The organism is Streptomyces sp. NBC_01006 (assembly GCF_045162725.1).
Classification (GTDB): Bacteria; Actinomycetota; Actinomycetes; order Streptomycetales; family Streptomycetaceae; genus Streptomyces.
In genome coordinates this window covers 3,100,473-3,121,760 of sequence record NZ_CP108700.1, presented here as the reverse complement: position 1 = coordinate 3,121,760, position 21,288 = coordinate 3,100,473, and the positions used below count along the sequence as shown (strand labels likewise).

20 protein-coding genes are annotated in these 21,288 nt (G+C 72.9%); 9 read left to right on the top strand and 11 right to left on the bottom strand.

All coding sequences use genetic code 11. The features are described from left to right. Positions 1 to 64: 64 nt before the first annotated feature. Together OG509_RS14140 and OG509_RS14135 are read right to left on the bottom strand one after the other, a co-directional pair. The gene (locus tag OG509_RS14140; protein WP_406182932.1) at positions 65 to 301 is read right to left on the bottom strand and encodes a heavy-metal-associated domain-containing protein; all 237 of its coding nucleotides are present in this window, start codon (positions 299 to 301) and stop codon (positions 65 to 67) included. A 164-nt stretch (positions 302 to 465) separates the two neighbouring features. Continuing rightward, the gene (locus tag OG509_RS14135; protein WP_406182931.1) at positions 466 to 1,182 is read right to left on the bottom strand and encodes a TetR family transcriptional regulator; all 717 of its coding nucleotides are present in this window, start codon (positions 1,180 to 1,182) and stop codon (positions 466 to 468) included. Between the two features lie 131 nt (positions 1,183 to 1,313). Between OG509_RS14135 and OG509_RS14130 the strand changes: the two genes are divergently transcribed. Then, a complete protein-coding gene (locus tag OG509_RS14130) occupies positions 1,314 to 3,599 on the top strand; it encodes an MMPL family transporter (RefSeq protein ID WP_406182930.1) in 2,286 nt (761 codons plus the stop codon). A 61-nt stretch (positions 3,600 to 3,660) separates the two neighbouring features. Here OG509_RS14130 and OG509_RS14125 read toward each other — a convergent pair whose 3' ends face one another. The 3 genes from OG509_RS14125 to OG509_RS14115 all read right to left on the bottom strand — a co-directional run bounded on the left by OG509_RS14125 (position 3,661) and on the right by OG509_RS14115 (position 6,035). Further along, the gene (locus tag OG509_RS14125; RefSeq protein ID WP_406182929.1) at positions 3,661 to 3,861 is read right to left on the bottom strand and encodes a helix-turn-helix transcriptional regulator; all 201 of its coding nucleotides are present in this window, start codon (positions 3,859 to 3,861) and stop codon (positions 3,661 to 3,663) included. Positions 3,862 to 4,089: 228 nt separating this feature from the next. Beyond that, positions 4,090 to 5,100: a Gfo/Idh/MocA family protein gene (locus OG509_RS14120; protein ID WP_406182928.1), complete on the bottom strand. Its 1,011-nt coding sequence runs from the start codon at positions 5,098 to 5,100 to the stop codon at positions 4,090 to 4,092. 20 nt (positions 5,101 to 5,120) lie between these two features. Next, entirely contained in the window at positions 5,121 to 6,035 is a 915-nt protein-coding gene (locus tag OG509_RS14115; protein ID WP_406182927.1) for a sugar phosphate isomerase/epimerase family protein, read from the bottom strand. 80 nt (positions 6,036 to 6,115) lie between these two features. Here OG509_RS14115 and iolC point away from each other — a divergent pair, with 80 nt between their 5' ends. The 4 genes from iolC to OG509_RS14095 are packed head-to-tail and all read left to right on the top strand — an operon-like array spanning position 6,116 to position 11,303. Continuing rightward, positions 6,116 to 7,027, top strand: a complete 912-nt coding sequence (gene iolC, locus OG509_RS14110) for a 5-dehydro-2-deoxygluconokinase (protein ID WP_406187573.1) — start codon at positions 6,116 to 6,118, stop codon at positions 7,025 to 7,027. Further along, positions 7,024 to 7,902 (top strand): 5-deoxy-glucuronate isomerase, encoded by an 879-nt coding sequence (iolB, locus tag OG509_RS14105; RefSeq protein ID WP_406182926.1) that lies wholly within the window; start codon positions 7,024 to 7,026, stop codon positions 7,900 to 7,902. Before iolC ends, iolB begins: the two co-directional genes overlap by 4 nt. Further along, entirely contained in the window at positions 7,899 to 9,791 is a 1,893-nt protein-coding gene (iolD, locus tag OG509_RS14100) for a 3D-(3,5/4)-trihydroxycyclohexane-1,2-dione acylhydrolase (decyclizing) (RefSeq protein ID WP_406182925.1), read from the top strand. The genes iolB and iolD overlap by 4 nt, the downstream gene beginning before the upstream one ends. A gap of 12 nt (positions 9,792 to 9,803) precedes the next feature. Next, positions 9,804 to 11,303 carry a CoA-acylating methylmalonate-semialdehyde dehydrogenase gene (locus OG509_RS14095; protein WP_406182924.1) on the top strand — a complete coding sequence of 500 codons (1,500 nt, stop codon included), beginning with the start codon at positions 9,804 to 9,806 and terminating at the stop codon, positions 11,301 to 11,303. Positions 11,304 to 11,381: 78 nt separating this feature from the next. Here the strand turns inward: OG509_RS14095 and OG509_RS14090 are convergent, their stop codons facing one another. The 6 genes from OG509_RS14090 to OG509_RS14065 form a co-directional block, all read right to left on the bottom strand. Beyond that, positions 11,382 to 12,419 carry a WxL protein peptidoglycan domain-containing protein gene (locus OG509_RS14090; RefSeq protein ID WP_406182923.1) on the bottom strand — a complete coding sequence of 346 codons (1,038 nt, stop codon included), beginning with the start codon at positions 12,417 to 12,419 and terminating at the stop codon, positions 11,382 to 11,384. A 107-nt stretch (positions 12,420 to 12,526) separates the two neighbouring features. After that, complete coding sequence (locus tag OG509_RS14085; RefSeq protein ID WP_406182922.1) at positions 12,527 to 13,819, bottom strand: hypothetical protein; 1,293 nt, start codon at positions 13,817 to 13,819, stop codon at positions 12,527 to 12,529. A gap of 334 nt (positions 13,820 to 14,153) precedes the next feature. After that, positions 14,154 to 15,347 (bottom strand): S8 family peptidase, encoded by a 1,194-nt coding sequence (locus OG509_RS14080; RefSeq protein ID WP_406182921.1) that lies wholly within the window; start codon positions 15,345 to 15,347, stop codon positions 14,154 to 14,156. A 105-nt stretch (positions 15,348 to 15,452) separates the two neighbouring features. Beyond that, positions 15,453 to 15,866: a GNAT family N-acetyltransferase gene (locus OG509_RS14075; protein WP_406182920.1), complete on the bottom strand. Its 414-nt coding sequence runs from the start codon at positions 15,864 to 15,866 to the stop codon at positions 15,453 to 15,455. A gap of 79 nt (positions 15,867 to 15,945) precedes the next feature. After that, positions 15,946 to 16,644 carry a 4'-phosphopantetheinyl transferase family protein gene (locus OG509_RS14070; RefSeq protein ID WP_406182919.1) on the bottom strand — a complete coding sequence of 233 codons (699 nt, stop codon included), beginning with the start codon at positions 16,642 to 16,644 and terminating at the stop codon, positions 15,946 to 15,948. Positions 16,645 to 16,711: 67 nt separating this feature from the next. Further along, the gene (locus OG509_RS14065; RefSeq protein ID WP_406182918.1) at positions 16,712 to 17,230 is read right to left on the bottom strand and encodes a hypothetical protein; all 519 of its coding nucleotides are present in this window, start codon (positions 17,228 to 17,230) and stop codon (positions 16,712 to 16,714) included. Between the two features lie 281 nt (positions 17,231 to 17,511). Between OG509_RS14065 and OG509_RS14060 the strand changes: the two genes are divergently transcribed. The 4 genes from OG509_RS14060 (at position 17,512) to pstA (ending at position 21,278) form a co-directional block, all read left to right on the top strand. Next, complete coding sequence (locus OG509_RS14060; RefSeq protein ID WP_406182917.1) at positions 17,512 to 17,985, top strand: phospholipase; 474 nt, start codon at positions 17,512 to 17,514, stop codon at positions 17,983 to 17,985. 388 nt (positions 17,986 to 18,373) lie between these two features. Then, the gene (locus tag OG509_RS14055) at positions 18,374 to 18,751 is read left to right on the top strand and encodes a hypothetical protein (protein ID WP_406182916.1); all 378 of its coding nucleotides are present in this window, start codon (positions 18,374 to 18,376) and stop codon (positions 18,749 to 18,751) included. After that, a complete protein-coding gene (gene pstC, locus OG509_RS14050) occupies positions 18,748 to 19,833 on the top strand; it encodes a phosphate ABC transporter permease subunit PstC (protein WP_406182915.1) in 1,086 nt (361 codons plus the stop codon). Before OG509_RS14055 ends, pstC begins: the two co-directional genes overlap by 4 nt. Then, the gene (gene pstA, locus OG509_RS14045; RefSeq protein ID WP_406182914.1) at positions 19,830 to 21,278 is read left to right on the top strand and encodes a phosphate ABC transporter permease PstA; all 1,449 of its coding nucleotides are present in this window, start codon (positions 19,830 to 19,832) and stop codon (positions 21,276 to 21,278) included. Before pstC ends, pstA begins: the two co-directional genes overlap by 4 nt. Positions 21,279 to 21,288 lie beyond the last annotated feature (10 nt).

Sequence of the window (21,288 nt, the reverse complement as noted above, 5' to 3'; positions counted from 1 at the left end):
GGAACCAGTATGAGCTGGCCGGCACGGCCCGGCGGGGTACTGCGGAGGAGGGAGAGGAGGGAGCTCAGCCGGCCTGGCCGGCGAACTCGTACCCGGCCTCGTCCACGGCGGCGCGCACGTCCTCCTCGGCGAGCGGGGCGGCGGAGACCACGGTGACCTCGCCGGTCGCGGCGACGGCCTTGACCGAGCTGACGCCGGGCAGGGCGGAGATCTCCTTGGTCACCGCGCCCTCGCAGTGGCCGCAGGTCATGCCGGTCACCCGGTAGACGGTGGTGGTCTGGGTGTCCGTCTCGGCGGTCATGTCGTTCTCCTCTTCAAGGGCGTATCCGGTCGCCGGGGGCGGCGGTGCCAGGTGGTGTCACCCCACCGTCCTCCCAACGCCCCAAGACTATACCCCTAGGGGGTATCAATGCGAGTGTGCGAAGCGGCAGCCGGGGTGACGTGCCGGTATGCGGAGCGGCCGGGTCAGTGAAGGTGGGGGGTGGTGACCATCGGCTCGACGTAGCGCAGCAGCACGATCTTCAGCTCGGCGATGTACGCGGCGCGCTCGGCACCCTCGCTCGCCAGGATCAGGTCGAGCGCCGCCTTGAAGATGCCCAGGATCATGCCGGAGACGCGGGTGAGCTCCTCGGGTGAGCCGTCCGGGCAGAAGGTGCGCAGGATGTCCTGGACCCGGGCCAGCAGGCCGGAGTGCAGCTCCTCGCGCTCCTGGGTGATGCCGGGGATGCCGGAGCCGTGCATGAGGGCCCAGAAGGCCGGGTTCTCGCAGTTGAAGGCGATGACCGGGTCGAGGACGGCGTCGAGCAGTTCGGGCAGGGGCTTGTCCAGGTTCTCGGGGAGGAAGGCCTGGCCGTGCATGTCGCGGGCGCGCCGGAGCAGCTCGTCGCCCAGGTGGATGGCGATGGCCTCCTTGTTCGGGAAGAACTGGTAGAGCGTGCCCGGTGAGACCTCCGCCTCGCGGGCGATGGCGTTGGTGCTGGCCGCGGCGTAGCCGGTACGGCAGAACACGCTGGCGGCGGCATCCAGGAGCTGGGCGATCCGGCGCTCGCCGCGGGCCTGGCGGCGCGGGGCGGCCGTCTTTTCGGCGGTCTTCTTCGCGGTCTTCCCAGCCGTCTTCTGGGCGGCCTTCTTGGCGGCCTTTGGGGCCTTCGCGGCATTTTCGGCCTGGGGCCTCTCGGGCATGTCCCGTCCCTTGCTTCCCGTGGGTGATTGACAAACACGAGAGATCGCTCGCATTCTTGGAAAACGCGAGCGACTGCTCGTGTTTGCCAGCTTAAGTTGTCTGGCAATCACGGTGAAGGGGACACCGAGTCATGTCCGAAGTCAAAAAACCGCCGTCGTCAGGGGAGAGCGGACGGTGGACCCGGTTCGTCACGGCCCGGCCGCGGCTCTCACTGCTGCTCGCCCTCGTGGTCACGGCCCTGGCCGTCCTCGCGGGCGGTGGCGTCGCCGACCGGATGGGCAGCGGCGGCTGGGAGGACCCGGATGCCCGGTCCACCTACGCCGCCAAGGTGCTGGAGCGCGAGTTCCCGGGCTCCCAGCCCAACCTGCTCCTGCTGGTGGACGCCGCCGGATCGGGGGCGTCCGGGGTGGACGATCCCGCCGTCGCCGCCGAGGCCGAGCGGCTGACCGCGCAACTCGCCTCCGAACAGGGGGTGGCCGGGGTCGGCTCGTACTGGCGCACGCATCTGCCCGCGCTGCGCTCCGAGGACGGCCGGCAGGCCCTGATCGCGGCCCGGGTGCTCGGCGACGAGAAGACGCGCGCCGCCGTGCTGGAGCGGATCGCCCCGCGCTACCGGGGCGGGCACGGGCCGGTGAAGGTCTCCCTCGGGGGGCCGGTCGCCGTCCAGCGCGAGGTGACCACCACCATCCAGGAGGACCTGCTGCGCGCCGAGGCGATCGCCCTGCCGGTGACCCTCGTCCTGCTCGTCATCGTCTTCGGCAGCGCCGTGGCCGCGCTGCTGCCCCTGGGCGTGGGAATCGTCGCCATCCTCGGTACCAATGCCGTGCTGCGCGGCCTCACCGAGTTCACCGACGTCTCCGTCTTCGCCCAGAACCTGACCACCGCGCTCGGCCTCGGACTCGCCATCGACTACGCCCTGTTCATAGTGCGGAGGTTCCGTGAGGAGCTCGCCGCCGGGCGGGATCCGGTGGCGGCCGTGGGTGCCACTTTGCGCACCGCCGGGCGCACGGTGCTGTTCTCGGCGCTGACCGTGGCCGTCTCGCTCTCGGCGATGCTGTTCTTCCCGATGTACTTCCTGCGCTCCTTCGCCTATGCCGGGGTCGCGGTGGTCCTGCTCGCGGCGGCCGCCGCCCTCGTCCTGCTGCCGGCGGCGCTGGTGCTCCTCGGGGAGCGGGTCAACTCCCTCGACCTGCGGCGGCTGTGGCGGCGCAACCGGCCCGGGGCGGGCGCCGGGACGCCGGCCGCGGACGCCGGGGCCGAGGAGGGGCGGGGCTGGGCGCGGACGACCGCGCTGGTGATGCGCCGGGCCCCGGTGTTCGCCATCGCCACCACGGCCGGGCTGCTGCTCCTCGGACTGCCCTTCCTCGGGGTGAAGTTCGGCACCGTGGATGACCGGCAGCTGCCGGAGACGGCCGCCTCCCACCTGGTCCAGCAGCAGATCCGCGACGGCTTCCCGGGCAGCCCCGGGGCCGGGCTGACCGTGCTGGCCGAGGGCGCGGCCGGTCCCGCCGACCTCGCCGCCTACCGGGACCGGCTGGCCGCCCTGCCCGGCGTGCGGGTGGACGGGCCGGTGAGCTCCGCATCCCGGCCGGGATACGCGTACATCTCGGTGGTCACCGACGGCGAGCCGGTGGGGCGCCGGGCCCAGGACCTCGTCGGCGAGGTGCGGAAGGTGGAGGCCCCGTTCGACACCGCGGTGACCGGACAGGCGGCCGTCCTCGTCGACGCCCAGAAGGCGATAGCGGAGAAACTGCCGGCCGCACTGGCCCTGGTGGTCCTGGCCACGCTCCTGCTGGTCTTCCTGCTCACCGGAAGCGTGCTGATACCCGTCCAGGCGGTCCTGCTCAACGCACTGAGCCTGACGGCGATGTTCGGGGCGGTGGTGTGGGTCTTCCAGGACGGCCACCTCTCCGGACCGCTCTCCTTCACCTCCACCGGGGACATCGAGACCACCCTGCCCGTGCTGATGTTCTGCATCGCCTTCGGACTCTCCATGGACTACGGGGTGTTCCTCATATCCCGCATCAAGGAGGAGTACGAGCGGACCGGGGACCACGAGGGGGCGGTGCGCACCGGACTGGTCCGCACGGGCGGGCTGATCACCGCGGCGGCCGTGATCCTGGCGGTGGTGATGGTGGCCATCGGCAGCTCCCGGGTGACCAACACCAAGATGCTGGGGCTAGGGATCGCGCTGGCCGTGCTGATGGACGCGCTGGTCGTACGGAGCCTGCTGGTACCGGCGGTCATGAAGCTGACGGGCAGGGCCACCTGGTGGGCGCCGGGCCCGCTGCGGCGGCTGCACGAGAGGTTCGGGCTGAGCGAGGGGGAGTCCGCGCCGGCGGCGGCGCCGCGGGCGGCAGGGGAGGCGCCGGGGGAGGCCCCGGAGCCGGACCGCATACCGGCGGGCAGCCGCTAGGGGGTTGGCGGGGCGGGATCAGGACCGGGCCCCGGCGGCGGCGGCCGGGGCCCGGCCGGGGTCAGTCCTCGCGGCGGCCCCGGTTGCCGGGGCGGCGGGCCACCCAGGTGCGGATCGTGTCGGCGTACCAGTAGGGCTTGCCGCCTTCCACGTGGTCGGGAGCGGGGAGCAGTCCGTGCTTGCGGTACGAGCGCACCGTGTCCGGCTGGACCTGGATATGGGCGGCGATCTCCTTGTACGACCACAGCTGTCGGTCGCTCATCCACGACACCTCCTTGTCCACGGGGCGGGGCCGGCCGGGAGGCCGTCGGGGGAGCCGACGCGTGGACAGTGACGATCAATCGGGTTGTGCCCGGAGAAACGACAGGGGGTGAAGGTGCGGGAGGCCTTGTCGACCGGCTGTGACGAAATACCCGCGTAATGGCGATATGCGTGACACAAGGGCGACGCCTGTGACACATGCGGCACAACGGGGAGGAGGGGGAGAGGGTCAGCGGTAGAGGGCGGGGCGCTCCACCAGCTCCACCGGGGTCCGTACGCCGCTGTGCGCGGCGGCGAGCCCCGCCGCGGAGACGGCGGCCGCCGCGTAGCCGTCCCAGGCGTCGGGTCCGGCCACCCGGCCCTGCGCGGCCGCGGCCACCCAGCGCCGCAGCTGGCGGTCGTACGCGTCGGCGAAGCGCACGGTGAAGTCCTGCACGATCTCGCCGGAGCTGCGGCCCGCGGACCGGACGACCATCGCCTGGCCCTCACCGATCTGGGCGCTGCCGGACTCGCCGACCGCCTCGCACCTGACCTCGTAGCCGAAGCCGCAGTTGACGAAGATCTCCACGTCGACGATGGCCCCGCCCGCGGTCTCCAGCAGGACCAGCCGGGGATCGCGCAGCCCCTCGGGGGCCGCCGAGCTCGGCGTCGGGGAGAGCACGGACACCGCCGTGATCTCCTGCCCGAGCAGCCAGCGCGCCGCGTCGACCTCGTGCACGACGGAGTCGGTGATCAGCATGTCGCTGGTGAAGAAGGAGGGCGAGGAGGCATTGCGGTGCCGGCAGTGCAGGAACAGCGGCCGGCCGATCCCTCCCGCGTCCAGCAGCTCCTTCAGCCGTTCGTACTCGGCGTCGAACCGCCGCATGAACCCCACCTGCACCAGGCGCCGGCCCAGCCGCTGCTCCGCCTCCATCACCCGCACCGCCCCGGCCGGATCCGGCGTCAGCGGCTTCTCGCACAGCACCGGCAACTCCCGCCCCAGGGCGTGCAGGATCGCCTCCTCGTGAGCGGGCCCCGGGGAGGCGATCAGTACGGCCTGGACTCCGGGAGCTGCCATCGCCGCCGCCGGATCCGTGTGCGCGCTCGCGCCGTCCAGACCCGCCGCGACCGCCTTCACCCGGTCCCCGTCCGGATCGGCCACGGCCACCACCCGGGCCCCGCCCACCGTCCGCCCGATCCGGCGGACATGGTCGGCGCCCATCTTCCCCGTCCCGATGACGGCGATGCCCAGCGTGCTCATGTCGTGTTCCCTCCGGGGAGTCAGCGGGCGCCGCAGGAGCGCAGGTAGGCGCGGGTACGGCGGGCGATCGGCAGCGGCCGGTCGGGCGGGCACGGGTACATGTCCTGCTCCACGATGGCGAACAGGTCCACACCGAGCCGCTGGGCGGCCGCGAGGACGGGCTCCAGCGCGGGCACCCCCGACGGAGGTTCGCACATCACCCCGCGGCCGACGGCCGGCCCGAAGGGCAGCTCCTCCGCGAGGACTTCGGCGAGGATCCGCGGGTCGACCTGCTTGAGGTGGAGGTAGCCGATCCGCTCGGCGAACGTCTCGATGGCCTGGACGCTGTCGCCGCCGCAGTAGGCGTAGTGCCCGGTGTCCAGGCACAGGGAGACCAGGTTCGGATCGGTGGCGTCCAGGAAGCGGGCCACGTTCTCGGGGGTGTCGATGTGCGTGTCGGCGTGCGGGTGGACGACGATCCGCAGCCCGTACCGGTCCCGCACCTCGCGGCCCAGGCGCTCGGTCTGTGTGGTCAGTTCACGCCATTGCTCGGGGGTGAGGGTGCGGTCCTCCAGCACCTTGCCGGTCTTGTCGTCGCGCCAGAAGGACGGGATGACGACGAGGTGGCCCGCGCCCATGGCCTGGGTGAGCGCCGCGATCCGCGACACGTGCTCCCAGGTCTGCGCCCAGACGGCGGGCCCGTGATGGAGTCCGGTGAAGACGGTGCCCGCGCTGACGCGCAGGCCCCGTCCGGCGGTCTCCTCCGTGAGGCGGGCGGGGTCGGTGGGGAGGTAACCGTACGGGCCGAGCTCGATCCACTCGTATCCGGAGTCGGCGACCTCGTCGAGGAACCGCTCCCACGGGGTCTGGAGCGGATCGTCGGGGAACCAGACACCCCAGGAGTCCGGAGCCGAACCGATGCGGATACGGGTCAACGCGGGCGGGGAGGACGTCATGACGGCCACCTTAGGGTGCGAGACGAGTGGGAGGACTGCCTGTGACGACCGCGGACGATGTCGCGTTCGATGTGATCACCATGGGGCGGATCGGGGTGGATCTCTACCCGCTGAAAACGGGTGTACCGCTGGCGGAAGCGGACACCTTCGGGAAGTTCCTGGGCGGCTCGCCCACCAACGTCGCCGTCGCGGCGGCCAGGCTGGGCCGCCGGGTGGCGGTGATCACCCGGACCGGAGCCGACCCGTTCGGCGCCTATCTACGGGCTGAGCTGCGGGGATTCGGGGTGGACGACCGGTGGGCGGGGGAGGTGGCGGGGTATCCGACCCCGCTGACGTTCTGCGAGATCTTCCCGCCGGACGATTTCCCGCTGTACTTCTACCGGCTGCCGAAGGCCCCCGACCTGGAGATCGAGCCGGAGGAGCTGGACCTGGCGGCGGTACGGGCCGCGCGGGTGTTCTGGATGACGGGGACAGGCCTGAGCGCGCAGCCGAGCCGGTCCGCGACCCTCGCCGCGCTGGAGGCCCGCTCGAAGTCCGGGATCACGGTCTTCGACCTCGACTGGAGGCCGATGCTGTGGGACGGGGAGCCGGGCGGGGCGTACGCACAGGCGCTGGGTCTCGCCACGGTGGCGGTCGGCAACGTGCAGGAGTGCGCGATCGCGACCGGCGAGTCCGAACCGCGGGCCGCGGCACGGGCGCTGCTGGCGGCCGGCGTGGAGCTGGCGGTGGTCAAGCGGGGGCCCGAAGGGGTACTGGCGATGAGGCGGGACGGAACGGTGGTGGAGGCCGCGGCCGTCCCGGTGGACGTGGTGAACGGGCTGGGGGCCGGGGACGCGTTCGGGGGCGCCCTGTGTCACGGGCTGCTGGCGGGATGGGACCTGGAGCGGGTGCTGCGCTTCGCCAACGCGGCGGGGGCGATCGTGGCTTCGAGGCTGGCGTGCTCGGCGGCGATGCCGTACGCCAAGGAGGTGGAGGAGGTGCTGGAGTCATGACGGTGACCGGGTCGCACGAGATGGAGTTCACGGCGCTGCGGGTGCTGGAGCTTGAGCCGGGGGAGGAGTACACGCACGCGTGCGGGGACCGGGAGTGGATCGTCCTCCCGCTGGCCGGGGCGTGCGTGGTCCGCTGCGCGGAGCCGGTTGCCCACCCCCAAGCGCCGACGGGGCCGGAGGTGTTCGAACTGCGTGGACGCGAGAGCGTGTTCAGCGGGGTGAGCGACTTCGCGTACCTGCCCCGGGACGGGCGGGCCGTGATCGGGTCCGCCGCCGGAGGGCGGTTCGCGCTGGTCGGGGCGCGGTGCGAACGGATCCTGCCCGCCCGGTACGGGCCCGCCCGGGGCGTCCCCGTGGAGATCCGCGGAGCCGGCCACTGCACGCGCCAGGTCAACAACTTCGCCGCCGCCGGCGTCTTCGACTGTGACCGCCTCATCGCCGTCGAGGTGCTCACCCCCGGCGGGAACTGGTCCTCGTACCCGCCCCACAAGCACGACGAGTTCCACCCCGGCCACGAGTCCCGCCTCGAAGAGGTCTACTACTTCGAGATCGCCCCGCACACCGTCCCGGGCGGCGGTGACACCCCCGGCATCGGCTACCAGCGTGTCACCCCCTCCCCCGCCGGGAAGACCGACATCCTCACCGAGGTGAGGACCGGGGACGCGGTGCTCATCCCGGACGGCTGGCACGGGCCGTCCATCGCCGCCCCCGGGCACGACATGTACTACCTCAACGTCATGGCCGGGCCCCCGGGCCCGCCCCGTGAATGGCTGATCCGGGACCACCCCGACCACGCCTGGATCCGGGACACCTGGTCCGTCCAGGACGCCGACCCCCGGCTGCCCTTCTACCGAGCGGAGGACGAGACCCCATGAGGCTCACCGTGGCCCAGGCCCTCGTGCGGTTCCTGGCCGCCCAGTACACCGAGCGCGACGGGCGCAGGCAGCGGCTGATCGCCGCCACCTGGGGGATCTTCGGGCACGGGAACGTCGCCGGAATCGGGCAGGCCCTGCTGGAGAGCGGGCCGGGCGAGAGGCCGGGTGGGACGCCGGGTGTGATGCCGTTCCTCCAGGGGCGCAACGAGCAGGCCATGGTGCACGCCGCCGTCGGGTACGCCCGCCAGTGCGGGCGGCTCTCGGCCCACGCCGTCACCACCTCGATCGGGCCCGGCGCCACCAACCTCGTCACCGGGGCCGCCCTCGCCACCATCAACCGGATTCCCGTACTCCTCCTGCCCGGCGACACCTTCGCCACCCGGCCCGCCGACCCCGTCCTCCAGCAGCTGGAGGTGCCCTACGCGGGCGACGTCTCCGTCAACGACACGCTCCGGCCCGTCTCCCGCCACTTCGACCGGATCACCCGGCCCGAGGCCCTGATCCCGGCTGCCCTCCAGGCGATGCGGGTCCTCACCGACCCCGTGCAGACCGGCGCGGTGACCCTGGCACTGCCCCAGGACGTCCAGGCCGAGGCGTACGAGTGGCCGCCCGAGTTCTTCGCCGAGCGCGTGTGGGCCGTACGCCGGCCCCGGCCCGACCGGGACGAGCTCGCACGGGCCGCCGAAGCCGTACGGGGCTCCGCGCGCCCGCTGATCGTCGCCGGCGGCGGGATCCGGCACGGCGAGGCCCAGGCCGCGCTGGCGGAGTTCGCCGGAGCGACCGGGATCCCGGTCGCCTGCACGCAGGCGGGCAAGGGGGCGCTCCCGTACGACCACCCCGCCGAAGTCGGCGGCATCGGGCACACCGGCACGGCCACCGCCGACGGGCTGGCCCGCGGCGCCGACCTGGTCATCGCCGCCGGGACCCGGCTGACGGACTTCACCACCGCCTCGGGGACCCTGTTCCAGAACCCCGCCGTCCGCTTCCTCGGGCTCAACCTCGACCCGTACGACGCCCACAAACTCGCCGGTCAGCCGGTGGTCTGCGATGCGCGAGCGGGCCTGGAAGAACTCCGGGCCGCGGTTTCCGGGTACCGCGTGGACCCCGGGTACGAGACGGCGTACAAAGAAAAGAAACGCGGCTGGGAGGGGCTGGTCGACCGGGCCTACGCGGCCCCCGACGAGGACGCCGCCCCGACGCAGGCACAGGTGATCGGGCTGCTCGACGCTGTCGTCGGCGCCGAGGACATCCTGATCAACGCCGCCGGCTCCCTCCCCGGGGACCTGCACAAGCTGTGGCGGGCCCGCTCGGCCGACCAGTACCACGTGGAGTACGGGTACTCCTGCATGGGCTACGAGATCCCGGCCGCGATCGGGGTCGCGCTCGCCGCCCCCGGGCGCCCGGTGTGGGCGCTGGTCGGCGACGGGACGTACCTGATGAATCCGACCGAGCTGGTCACGGCCGTACAGGAGGGCGTCCCGATCAAGGTGGTGATCCTCGACAACCACGGCTACGCCTCCATCGGCGGCCTCTCCGGGGCCGTGGGCGCGGAGGGCTTCGGGACCGCGTACCGCTTCCGGGCGGACGACGGTTCGTACACCGGCGCGCCGTTGCCGCTGGACCTCGCGGCCAACGCGGCCTCCCTCGGGATGGTAGTGATCCGCACCCGCACCATCGGTGACCTGCGGAAAGCCCTCGCAGAGGCGCGTGCGGCGGACCGTCCCACATGTGTCTACGCACAGACCCGAACACCCGACACTGTGTCGGGCCCGCCCCCGGCACAGGCGTGGTGGGATGTTCCTGTGGCCGAGACCGCGACACGCAAGTCCGCGGCCGCGGCCCGCGAAGAGTACGACCGGCAAGCCGCGCAGCGACGTCGCCATCTGTGAAGGAGCAAGGCAATGAAGACCGTCAACCACTGGATCGGTGGCAAGACCGTCGAGGGCGCGTCGGGCAACTACGGCCCGGTCACCGACCCGGCGACCGGCGAGGTCACCACGCAGGTCGCGCTCGCGTCCGCCGACGAGGTCGACGCGGCCGTACGGGTCGCCCAGGAGGCCTACCAGAGCTGGGGCCAGTCCTCGCTGGCCGCCCGCACCAAGGTGCTCTTCGCCTACCGCGCCCTGCTGGACGCCAACCGCGACGCCATCGCCGAGCTGATCACCGCCGAGCACGGCAAGGTCCACTCGGACGCGCTGGGCGAGGTGGCGCGCGGCCTGGAGATCGTCGAGCTGGCCTGCGGGATCACCACGCAGCTCAAGGGCGAGCTGTCGACCTCCGTCTCGAACCGGGTCGACGTGGCCGCCATCCGCCAGCCGCTGGGCGTGGTCGCGGGCATCACCCCGTTCAACTTCCCGGCCATGGTGCCGATGTGGATGTTCCCGCTGGCCGTGGCCTGCGGAAACACCTTCATCCTCAAGCCGAGCGAGAAGGACCCGTCGGCCGCCAACAAGCTGGCCGAGCTGGCCTCCGAGGCCGGTCTGCCGGCCGGTGTGCTCAACGTCGTCCACGGTGACAAGGCCGCCGTCGACGCGCTGCTCGCCCACCCGGGCATCGCGGCCGTCTCCTTCGTCGGCTCGACGCCCATCGCCCGCCACATCCACACCACGGCTTCGGCGAACGGCAAGCGCGTCCAGGCGCTGGGCGGCGCCAAGAACCACATGCTGGTGCTGCCGGACGCCGACCTGGACGCGGCCGCCGACGCGGCTGTCTCGGCCGCGTACGGCTCGGCCGGCGAGCGCTGCATGGCGATCTCGGCGGTCGTGGCCGTCGGATCGATCGGCGACGAGCTGGTGGAGAAGATCCGCGAGCGCGCCGAGAAGATCAAGATCGGCCCCGGCAACGACCCGGCCTCCGAGATGGGCCCGCTGATCACGGCCGCCCACCGCGACAAGGTCGCTTCGTACGTGAAGGGCGCGGCCGACCAAGGCGCGGACGTGGTCCTGGACGGTACGGGGTACACGGTCGGCGGGTTCGAGAAGGGCCACTGGATCGGCCTGTCGCTGCTGGACAACGTCAAGACCGACTCCGACGCGTACCGCGACGAGATCTTCGGGCCGGTGCTGTGCGTGCTGCGCGCCGAGACCTACGAGGAGGGCGTGGCGCTCATCAACGCCTCGCCGTTCGGCAACGGCACCGCGATCTTCACCCGGGACGGTGGCGCGGCCCGCCGCTTCCAGCTGGAGATCGAGGCCGGCATGGTCGGCGTCAACGTGCCGATCCCGGTGCCGGTGGGCTACCACTCCTTCGGAGGCTGGAAGGACTCGCTCTTCGGCGACCACCACATCTACGGGAACGACGGCATCCACTTCTACACCCGCGGCAAGGTCGTCACGACCCGCTGGCCGGACCCGTCCGAGGCCCCGGCGGGCGTGGACCTGGGCTTCCCGCGCAACCACTGACCGCGTAGGACGGTAGGACAGCAGGACCGGCTCGCCCCCCGCACCCCTCACGCGGGGGGCGAGCTCCGTTCTCGCCCGTCAGTGCGCCCCGGCCAAGTCCGGTGCGGGTTCGGCCCGCTCCGCGGGGGACCGGCGCCGGCGCCGCAGGACCAGGAAGGTGAGGGCGGCGCCCGCCAGCACCAGCAGCGCGCCGAGGGCGGGCCACGGCACGGCGATGAACTCCGCCTCGGATGCCGAGGTCAGGTCCGGATAGGCCGTCGCCCCGGCCGAGATCCGTACGGTCACCCAGTCCGACTGCGGTGCGTCGGGCCAGGGTTCGGTCAGCTCGATCCGCTGGCCGGGCAGCAGCACCAGCTTCAGCTCGCGGGCCGGCCGGTCCAGCACCGTACGGCCGAACAGCCCCTCGGCGGACACCGCCACCTTGGGCTCGGCGACCACGTTGCCCCGGTTGACCAGCGTGTACGAGACCGTGGCGCGGGCGTTCTTGACCCAGGGCAGCAGCGGCGCGGACCGGCTGACCTTCACGTCCTCCACGCTCAGTCCCGGTGTCACCGGCCCCGGCACCCGGAAGTACAGCCGCGAGCCGACCTGCCGCTTCACCCCGACCTGGACCTTGCCCTCCTGCCGGATGCCCTCCACGGCGGTGTTGAGGGCGACGATCCCGCCGACGTGGTCGCCGGGCGTCGCGTCCTGCGGGACCTTCACCGTGAACGGGATGTCCTTGCGGCCCTTGGGCGGGACGGTCACCGTGGTCGCCGCCTCGGGCGCCAGCGCCGTCCACGCGCCCACGTCCTTGGGCTTCTGATCCACCGGCAGGAGCGCGAAGGCGCCGCCGGCCGGGGTGTTCACGGCGTCGGTGGCGAAGATCTGGAAGGTCAGCTCCCGGTCGGAGGAGTTCAGTACGGTCACGCTGTCGCTGACCGTGGTCCCGGCGGCGCCCTGGTGGAAGAAGTACGCGCGGTCGGTCATCGCGGCGCCGGCCGGGGGCGTCGGGAACACCCCCCAGGTGCCGTTGTCCGCGGCCGCCGCCGTGGCCGGCGGCAGGAGCAGGCCCGCGACCAGCAGCAACAGGGTGAGGAGCAGGCCGTGCGGAGCGATGCGGGGGCGGGGGCGCATGGGCGGTTCTCCAGTCGGCGCGGGGAGGCGGGGGTGGGGGCGGGAAGGCGAAGGGGTGGTGCGGCGCCGGGGCGCCGCACCACCCTGGGTGCGCTGTTCCTGCCGGGTCAGGCGATCGAGAAGGTGACGACCGTCTGGTAGGTGTCGGCGAACATGAACGGCGGGAGCTGGATCATCCCGGCGCCGCCGACGGCGAACTCACCGCCGGTCAGCTCGTCCCCGCCGGCCGCCTGCGAGGCCACCTTCATCGGAGTCTCGGAGATCGCGCCGGGCGTGCCCGCGGTGCAGGTGCTCGGGCTGTCCGGGTTGGTCACGGTGCAGGACGGCTGGATGCCGATCTGCGCCTTCGCCATCGAGTGGCCGGTCGCCTGGTTCAGGAAGGGCGTACGGGTCGCCGTCACGTCCCAGCCGAGGGTGCCGCCGCGGAAGTCCTGGACGGTCGCGGCGTTGAACACGCCGACCACCGACTGGGCCTTGCCGTTGATGGTGACCGAGGGGAAGGCGACGGCCGGCTGGCCGTCCTTCGGCCCGAGCGCCAGCGGGCCGGGGAGGACCTCGATGTCGACCGGGTTCTTCACGCCCGCCTGGTCCTCCAGGTACACGAACGACTTGTACGGGGTGACCGAGCCGTCGATCTTGATGGCGTCGGCCTTCTTGGTGACCGTGATGTTGCAGGTGGCGGCGCCGCTCGCGTCCGCCGTACCGGTGCCGGTGTCACCGGTCGCCGCGCCCGCGAGGAGGGCGGAGCAGGTGACCGGGCCGGCCGGGAAGTTGGCGCCGCCCACGACGACGGCCGTGCCGGCCTTGCCGCTGTTGGGCGTCAGCTTGGTGGTGACGGGGTCCTTGGGCAGGGCCTCGACGGCGACCGAGCCGAGGGTGGCGCTCGGGCGGGGCGCCGGGGTGCAGGTCGTGGTGAAGACGGAACCGCTGAGGTCCGCGTCGGTGACCGCCAGGTCGAGCTTGACCTCGACCGCGGTGCCCTCGGTGCCGTCCGGGATCTTGATGGTTCCGGAGAAGGACTTCGGGTCGAGCGGAGTGCCGGCGACGACGCTGACGGTCTCGGGCGGGCTGGTGACGACCTGGGTGGTCGTGCCCACCTTGAGGGTGATCTTGGTGGTGTTCACCGTGGTGACGGAGAAGCCGGGGATCAGCGGGCTCGCACCCGGGTCGATCGTGATCGGTACGACGTCTCCGGCCTTGGCCGTGTCGGGCACGGTGATCGTGTAGTTCTGGTTGCCCGAACCGTCCGGCTGCGGTGCCGGGGCGTCGCAGTTCTCGAAGACGGGGGTGGTCACGGTCGCCGCCTGGGCGGTGCCGGTCAGGCCCACCACGCCGCCCGTCAGCGCGAGGGACAGGGCGCCCGCCCCGGCCAGAATTCTTCGTCGGAACGTTGTACTCACTGGGTCGCGACTCCTTCGTCAGACGAACCCTCCCCCCACCCGCTGTGTGGGGGAGGCCGAGCCGGTGCGGTGGCCGACATTGACGCGTCGCGGTGATGAGAAGTCAATGACTTGCTTTCGCCCGAAGCACACAGAAATTGATGTCCCATCAGGCCGGGTCGTCAGGGTGCGGGGCGGGTGGGATGGGTGGGGTGCGGACGGGCGGCCGACCCGGGCGTTGAGCCGGGTGCCGACCCGGGCGTGGGGGATGTTTCGGATCACGCCGGTCAAGCCCGCCGGTCAGGTCCGCGGGTCGGGTCCGCGGGCTTGACCGGCGTGATCCGAAAGGGGCGGTCTAGCCCGCGGCCGGCGGGTGGTTCAGGAACAGGTTGGCCGTGCCGGCCGGGACCCCGGTGAGCCGGTCCCGTACGGCGTCCCGCAGCAGCACGGCGGAGACCTCGGCGGGGGTCTTCGCCGTACCGCCGGCCGCGATGCCCTCCGCCAGGATCAGCGCGGCGACGCCCGCCACGTGGGGGGCCGCCATGGAGGTGCCGGAGGCGCGGGCGAGGGTGGTCGCCGAGCCCTTCCAGGCCGAGGTGACGGACACGCCCGGCGCGACGAGGTCCATGCAGCGGCCGTAACTGGAGAACGGGGCCCACTGGTCGGCGGCGTCGGCCGCGCCGATCGTGAGCGCCGAGGGGGCGGCGGCGGGGGAGCCGGTGCAGGCGTCGTCGGCGGAGTTGCCGGCGGCGACGGTGAAGGTGATCCCGGCGGCGACCGCCCGTGCCACCGCCGCGTCGAGGGCGTAGCTGCGGGTGCCGCCCATGCTCATGTTGGCGACGGCGGGGGTGCCGGGGGCCTTGGCGGCGTCCTTCACCATCCACTCCAGGCCGCCCAGGATCGAGGTCAGGGACGCGGACCCCTTGCAGTTGGCGACCTTGACGCCGACGAGGGAGACCCCCTTCGCCACCCCGTACGTCGCCCCGCCCAGGGTCCCGGCGACGTGCGTGCCGTGGCCGTTGCAGTCGCTGGAGGTCTCCATGAACACCCCGTTGTAGCCGGTCCGGGCCCGGCCCCCGAACTCCTGGTGGCCCGTGTAGATCCCGGTGTCCACGACGTACGCGGTGACGCCCCGCGCGGTGGTGGCGTACGTGTACGAGCCGTCGAGCGGGAGCGCGGGCTGGTCGATCCGGTCCAGGGACCAGGGCGCGGGGCTCTGCGCGTCGCTGATACGGAACTCGGCGTCCGGCTCCACCGAGGCCACCCGGGGGTCGGCGGCCAGGGCCTTGGCGCGGGCGGCGGTGGTCCGGACGGCGAAGCCGCTGAGGACGGTTTCGTAGACCTCCCCGACCTGGTCGCCGGAGCCCGTGGCCTCGGCGGCCAGGGCCCGGGTCGGGGCGCGGGAGGTGGTGTCCTTGAGGACGACGACGTACGGGGCGGTCGTGGTCGCGGTGTCGGCGGCGGGTGCGGGTGCGGCGTGCGGCGGCAGGGCGGTGGCCGCCGCCAGCAGGGCGGCGGCGGCCGGGAGCAGCGCGGTGAATGCGGTCATGCGCCCGATGCTCGGCGAGCCGTGCCCCGCCCGCGCGGAGGGTGCGCCGACTGGCCCCACGACACGCCGCCGAACGGGTCCCCCGGGTGATCCGGAAGACAGGCGTCAGCCGGAGAGGGGCCAGCCGCGCATGGCGAAGACGCCCTCGTCGCGGGAGCCGGCGGAGGCGTAGGTGGCCAGGGCGGCCTCGTTGTCGGTGTCGACCCCCACCCACATGCCGTAGCAGTCGCGCGCCTTGGCCTCGTCGGCGAGGGCCTCGGTCAGGGCGCGGCCGATGCCGCGCCGCCGGTAGCCCTCGTCGACGGAGAGCTCGTACAGGCACATCTCCGTTCCCTTGTCGGGGTGGCTCATCTCGACCCCGGAGACCATGCCGGCGGGGATGTCGTCCACGTAGGCGATGAGCATCAGGTGTCCCGGCGCGGAGAGGAAGCGCTCGGACCAGTCGAGTCGGGCGGGGCCGTCGAAGAGCCCCTCCGCGGCCTGGAGTTCGGCGACGGTACGGGCGGGGCGGATGTCCATGGCGGTCACCATAGGGCCGCGCGGCGAGCGGTGACCTTGTTTTCGCCCCGGCGTGGCGGGCGCCGCCGGGGGCGGTGCGTCAGGTGCGCAGAGCCAGGGCCGCCGCGTACGCCGGCGGGGTCGGGAGATCCGTGAGGTGCCAGCCGGGGACCTGCGACGGGGTGGGGCCCGAGCCGACGTAGGGCTCGGCCAGGCCCAGGGCCAGGCCGGTGCCCGTGCCCTTGAAGTAGGCCTCCTTGCGCGACCACAGGCGGGCCAGCGCCCCCGGCCGTTCCTCCGCGGGCAGCGCGGAGAGCTCCGCCGTCTCCGCCGGATGCAGGGCGGTCAGTACGTCCTGCACCGCCGCCGCGCTCGGGACCGCCTCGACGTCCACGCCGACCGGCACCGCCGCGAACGCGAGGTACGCCAGGTCGTCGCTGTGCGAGAGCGAGAACTGCACCGCGCCCCCCGCCACCGCCGGCCGTCCGTGCGGGCCGTCGCAGCACGGGCAGTCCTCCCGGACCAGGACGACGTCCTGCGGGGCCTGCCCGAGGTAGCCGCCGAGCAGCACCCGCAGCCCCACGTGGGAAGCGAGGTACCGGTGCCGGTCCCCGGCCCGCAGCAGCCGCCCGGCCCGCTCCCGCTCGCCCGCGTCCAGGATCGGCAGCGCGTCTTCGATCCGGTGGCCGCCGACCACGTCGAGCGTGGTGTCCAGGGACCACACCACCACGGCCGTCCCCGCCGGGGACACGCCGATCCGCGGGACGTCCTCGCCGAGTCGGTTCACGTACGTACTCACCGGACGAGCGTAGACGAGCGCCGATCCGGGGCCGTCAGGTGTCCGGCCATGATCCGCCGCACACCTGCTAGCCGCGGGCGTGGGCCTTGGCCGGGGGGTTGTCCTGCGGCTGAGAACCCGGCGAGGGGGTGCCGTCGGTCCAGGCGTAGACGCGCTTGCCGCGCACCGCCACCTGGTACTGGTGGACGTCCCGGCATTCGGGCCGCTCCTCGGCCCGGGTGCCGTTCGGCCACCACTTGGCGTTCAGCCGCCGCCCGCCCAGGTCCTTCGGCGTGCCCGCCGTGCACTGCGGGCCGTCCAGCGGGGTCGCTCCGAGCGTGAAGCGGATCAGCCTCGCCTCGCCGGTGGTGCGCACCCGTATGCGTATGTCGGTGGCGTCCTTGGGCACCCAGGACGGCAGCGTGAAGGCCGCGTTGCCGCGGGTGGGCGCGTCGGCGACGGTCGCGAAGTGCTTGCTCTTCTCCTCGAAGACCCGGTCGTTGATGGAGTCGGTCAGCGGGTTGGGCGGGAGGTTGGGCAGCGCCAGGGCGGCGGTGGCGACGACTCCCAGGGTGGCGGCGGCGATGACGAGGGGACGGCGGTTCATGTGATCCAGTCTCGGCCGTCCCACCCCCTCGCGCGTCCCTCCGTAGGACGAACCCGTTCTCTGCCGGAAGTCTGATACCGCGTGCTACCTGAGAGCTGCACACTCCGGCAACTGGCCGCTAAGGCGCCCTCCTTGCCCGCCTCCGAACCCGACACCCGCACCCGGCGAGCGCCGTTATAGCGGCGTTAAGCGGCGCCGATAGGACGTGCCCCGAGGGTGGGACCCGACGCCGTACCGGGGGTACCTCCGGGCGGCCCCCCACCCCGTCCTGGAGGATTGCCATGCGCCGTCGTCTCGCTCCTCTCCTCGCATCGGCCGCCGCGGCCGGTGTGCTCGTCGCCGCCACCCCCGCGTCGGCGGTCCCGGCCGACAAGCCGCAGGTCCTGAGCAGTTGGACGCAGACCAGTGCCGCCAGCTACAACGCCTGGGTCGCCGCGCGCGGCAACCAGGGCAACTGGGGCACGTACGGGTTCGACTGGTCGACCGACTACTGCTCCTCCTCGCCCGACAACCCCTTCGGTTTCCCCTTCCAGACGTCCTGCGCCCGCCACGACTTCGGCTACCGCAACTACAAGGCCGCAGGTGCCTTTCCGGCCAACAAGGCGAGGTTGGACGACGCCCTTTACGCCGACCTCAAGCGCGTCTGCTCGGCGTACTCGGGTGTGAAGAAGGGCTCCTGCGACAGCACCGCGTGGACCTACTACCAGGCCGTCAAGGCCTTCGGCGTCTCCCCGCAGGACGCGCCCGCCGCCTGAGCCCACTCATGATCAACCCAGGCGCCCCTTGATCTCCGGTCCCGCCCGAACCCCCCTCGGGCGGGACCGGCCGGGTTTCGCGCTCCCTCGCGCGCCCCCTTCTCGCGTTCACACATTCTCCGTTTCTGCTTCACCGATCCGTGTGCCCCAGAGCTCTACGTCCCGTGGATTGTCATGGCCGCGGCCATGGGTGGGTGGCCGTTTTCCGGCCACGTACGGCCTGTGGGGAAGGGGGGGCGGTCCGGTGTCTCGACCACGTTTTCTGTTCGTGTCATGGGTGGATGTCGCGCGACGTCAGGCACCTGTACCGGTGCAGGGGAGAGGCTCCGGCGACAGCACCGGCGGCGGCTCCCGCGGCAGCGCCGCTTCCGATGGCTCTCCCGATGCCGTGACCTGGCGGCTCGTCGGCGCCAACAACCACGAACTCGGCCGCAGTCCGCACGTGCACGGCAGCCTCACGGCCTGCTGCGCCGCCGTCGAACAGCTCCGGGGGCACATCGAGCAGGCTGCCCCGCTCGTCGTGATGTCCTCCGGAACCGGCGCCTGGACCTGGCAGCTCGCTCTCGACGAGCACTGCGTCGCCGTCGCCGTCCGCACCTTCCGCCGCCAGCGCGAGTGCCGGCACAGCCTCCAGCTCTTCCTGTCGGCCACCGCCGAGGCACAGGTCGCCTCGCGCGTCACCTACACCCGGCGGCTGCGCGGCCTGCGCCTGCCCGGCGCCGGGGACGCACCGGGGCTCGCCGTCCGCGGAGGCGGCCTCCTGTGAACACCCACAGCACCCGGAGCACCCGGAGCACCCGGAGCACCCGGAGCACCCAGAGCACCCAGAGCACCACCGTCGTGACCGCCGCCCCGGACCCCGCCGCCCCGGCCGGCGTCCCCCGGGTCCTCGCCCAGGCCGGCGACCCGGCCGACCGGCTCTTCCGCGGCTCCGCGCGCACCGCCGGAGCCGGAGTGCTGCTGATCATGACCCTGGTCGGCGTCTTCCTCGGCGGCCGCGCCCTGGAGGCCCTGCGCGACGCCGGCCCCGGCTTCCTCACCACCTCCGCCTGGGAGCCCGACTCCCACCACTTCGGCATCAAGGCCGTGCTCACCGGCACCGTGCTCATCGGCGCCGTCGCGATCGTCTTCGCCGTACCGCTCGCCCTCGGCACCGCGCTCTACATCACCGAGTACGCGCCGCGCCGCCTCAAGCAGACCCTGATCAGCCTCGTCGACCTGATGGCCGCCGTGCCCAGCGTGGTCTACGGCCTCTGGGGCCTGTTCCTGTTCCAGCCGAGCGTGACGGGCCTGTCCCGCTGGCTCACCACCTACCTCGGCTGGTTCCCGCTCTTCGCGGTCGACGGGGACAACCCGCACGACCCGCTCAGCCCGAACACCTACTACACCTCCTCCACGTTCATCGCCGGCATGGTCGTCGCCCTGATGGTCACGCCGATCGCCTGCTCGGTGATGCGGGAGGCCTTCGCCCAGGCCCCGCCCGGCGAACGCGAGGGCGCCTTCGCGCTCGGCGCGACCCCGTGGGGAGTCATCCGCTCCGTCGTCCTGCCCTTCGGGCGCGGCGGGATCATCGGCGGCACGATGCTGGGCCTCGGCCGCGCCCTCGGCGAGACCATCGCCGTCTACCTGATCATCTCCCCGGTCTTCGCGGTGCAGCCGCACATCCTCCAGAACGGCGCCAACTCCGTGTCCGCCCTGATCGCCCTGCGCTACGGCTCCGCCAGCGGGTTCGGAATGTCCGCCCTGATGGCCGCCGGCCTCGCCCTCTTCACCATGACCCTCATCGTCAACTTCATCGCGTCCTCCGTGGTCGCCCGAAGCCGCTCCGGAGCGGGGGCCGACGCATGACCGCCACGATGCACACCGGCAACGCAGGCCCCGGGAGCCCCGGAGGTGCCGGGAGCCCCGGAGGCGTCGCCCCGGCCGAAGCCCCGCGCACGGTCCGTCCCGCCGTGGTCGCCGACGGCCCCGGCGCGCCCCACGAGTACCGCCGCAACACCTCGACCCTGCACGCCCGCGACGTCCTCGCCATGGTGGGCGCGGCCGCCGCCGCGCTCGGGCTGACCGCCGTGCTCTTCGGGCGGGTGCTGCCCTTCGACGCGCCGCTCGGCTTCGCCGTGGTCCTCTACCTCGCCTTCATGGCCCTGTACGCGGTCCTCGTCTCCCTCGACGACAACGGCTCCGCCGTCCGCGCCCGCCTCGCCCAGGCCCTCGTCCACAGCGTCGCCGGCCTGCTCCTGGTCGCCCTGCTGTTCGTCGTCGGCTACACGATCGTGCGCGGCTGGGGGGCGCTGACCCACCTCAACTTCTTCACCGAGGACATGTCCGGCACCGGCCCGCTGGACCCGCTCACCCAGGGCGGCGCCCTGCACGCCATCGTCGGCACGCTGGAGCAGATCGCCATCGCCCTGCTGGTCACCGTGCCGCTGGGGCTGGCCTGCGCGGTGTTCCTGAACGAAGTCCCCGGCCGCTACGCCCGGTTCGTGCGCACCATCGTCGAGGCCATGACCGCGCTGCCCTCGATCGTGGCCGGTCTGTTCATCTACGCCACGTGGATCCTGCTCCTCGGTCAGGACAAGTCCGGCTTCGCCGCCGCCCTCGCCCTCTCCGTGATGATGCTTCCGATCGTCATCCGGGCCTCCGACGTGGTGATCCGGCTGGTCCCGGGCTCGCTCAAGGAGGCCTCGTACGCCCTCGGCGCCGGGCAGTGGCGCACCGTCTGGACGGTGGTGCTGCCCACCGCGCGCTCCGGTCTGACCACCGCCGTGATCCTGGGCACCGCCCGCGGCATCGGCGAGACCTCCCCGGTGCTGCTCACCTCCGGCATCGCCGCCGGGCTGAACGCCAATCCGGTCGACGGGCCGCAGCTCTCGCTGCCGCTCGCCACCTTCACCCTGGTCGTCTCCCCCGAGAAGGCCATGATCGCCCGCGGGTTCGGCTGCGCCGCGCTGCTGATGGCCCTGGTGCTGGTGCTGTTCGTCCTCGCCCGGGTGATCGGCGGCCGGGCCCCCGGCCGGCTCAGCAAGGGCCAGGTGCACCGCCGGGTGATCGCCTCCGCGCGCGACGTGGAGCGCATGGCGGCGTGCGCCGAGGAGCGGACCGAGGAACGTGCCGAGGAGCGGGCCGACGAGCGCGCCGACGAGCGCGCCGACGAGCGCGCCGACGCCGAGGAGCGGGAGCGCGACCGGTCCGAGGGGCCGGACGGTCCGGGGGTGGTGCGGGCGGCCGGGGCGGGTGCGGGGGAGCCCGCGCAGCCCGGGGACCGACGACCGCCGCCTCCGCCCTGGGCGTAGCCCGCCCCGC

Excerpts from the sequence above, each read along its gene's own strand:
- OG509_RS14140 (WP_406182932.1), bottom strand. The coding sequence starts at position 301 with ATGACCGCCGAGACGGACACCCAGACCACCACCGTCTACCGGGTGACC.
- OG509_RS14135 (WP_406182931.1), bottom strand. The coding sequence starts at position 1,182 with ATGCCCGAGAGGCCCCAGGCCGAAAATGCCGCGAAGGCCCCAAAGGCC.
- OG509_RS14130 (WP_406182930.1), top strand. The coding sequence starts at position 1,314 with ATGTCCGAAGTCAAAAAACCGCCGTCGTCAGGGGAGAGCGGACGGTGG.
- OG509_RS14125 (WP_406182929.1), bottom strand. The coding sequence starts at position 3,861 with ATGAGCGACCGACAGCTGTGGTCGTACAAGGAGATCGCCGCCCATATC.
- OG509_RS14120 (WP_406182928.1), bottom strand. The coding sequence starts at position 5,100 with ATGAGCACGCTGGGCATCGCCGTCATCGGGACGGGGAAGATGGGCGCC.
- OG509_RS14115 (WP_406182927.1), bottom strand. The coding sequence starts at position 6,035 with ATGACGTCCTCCCCGCCCGCGTTGACCCGTATCCGCATCGGTTCGGCT.
- iolC (WP_406187573.1), top strand. The coding sequence starts at position 6,116 with ATGGGGCGGATCGGGGTGGATCTCTACCCGCTGAAAACGGGTGTACCG.
- iolB (WP_406182926.1), top strand. The coding sequence starts at position 7,024 with ATGACGGTGACCGGGTCGCACGAGATGGAGTTCACGGCGCTGCGGGTG.
- iolD (WP_406182925.1), top strand. The coding sequence starts at position 7,899 with ATGAGGCTCACCGTGGCCCAGGCCCTCGTGCGGTTCCTGGCCGCCCAG.
- OG509_RS14095 (WP_406182924.1), top strand. The coding sequence starts at position 9,804 with ATGAAGACCGTCAACCACTGGATCGGTGGCAAGACCGTCGAGGGCGCG.
- OG509_RS14090 (WP_406182923.1), bottom strand. The coding sequence starts at position 12,419 with ATGCGCCCCCGCCCCCGCATCGCTCCGCACGGCCTGCTCCTCACCCTG.
- OG509_RS14080 (WP_406182921.1), bottom strand. The coding sequence starts at position 15,347 with ATGACCGCATTCACCGCGCTGCTCCCGGCCGCCGCCGCCCTGCTGGCG.
- OG509_RS14075 (WP_406182920.1), bottom strand. The coding sequence starts at position 15,866 with ATGGACATCCGCCCCGCCCGTACCGTCGCCGAACTCCAGGCCGCGGAG.
- OG509_RS14065 (WP_406182918.1), bottom strand. The coding sequence starts at position 17,230 with ATGAACCGCCGTCCCCTCGTCATCGCCGCCGCCACCCTGGGAGTCGTC.
- OG509_RS14060 (WP_406182917.1), top strand. The coding sequence starts at position 17,512 with ATGCGCCGTCGTCTCGCTCCTCTCCTCGCATCGGCCGCCGCGGCCGGT.
- pstA (WP_406182914.1), top strand. The coding sequence starts at position 19,830 with ATGACCGCCACGATGCACACCGGCAACGCAGGCCCCGGGAGCCCCGGA.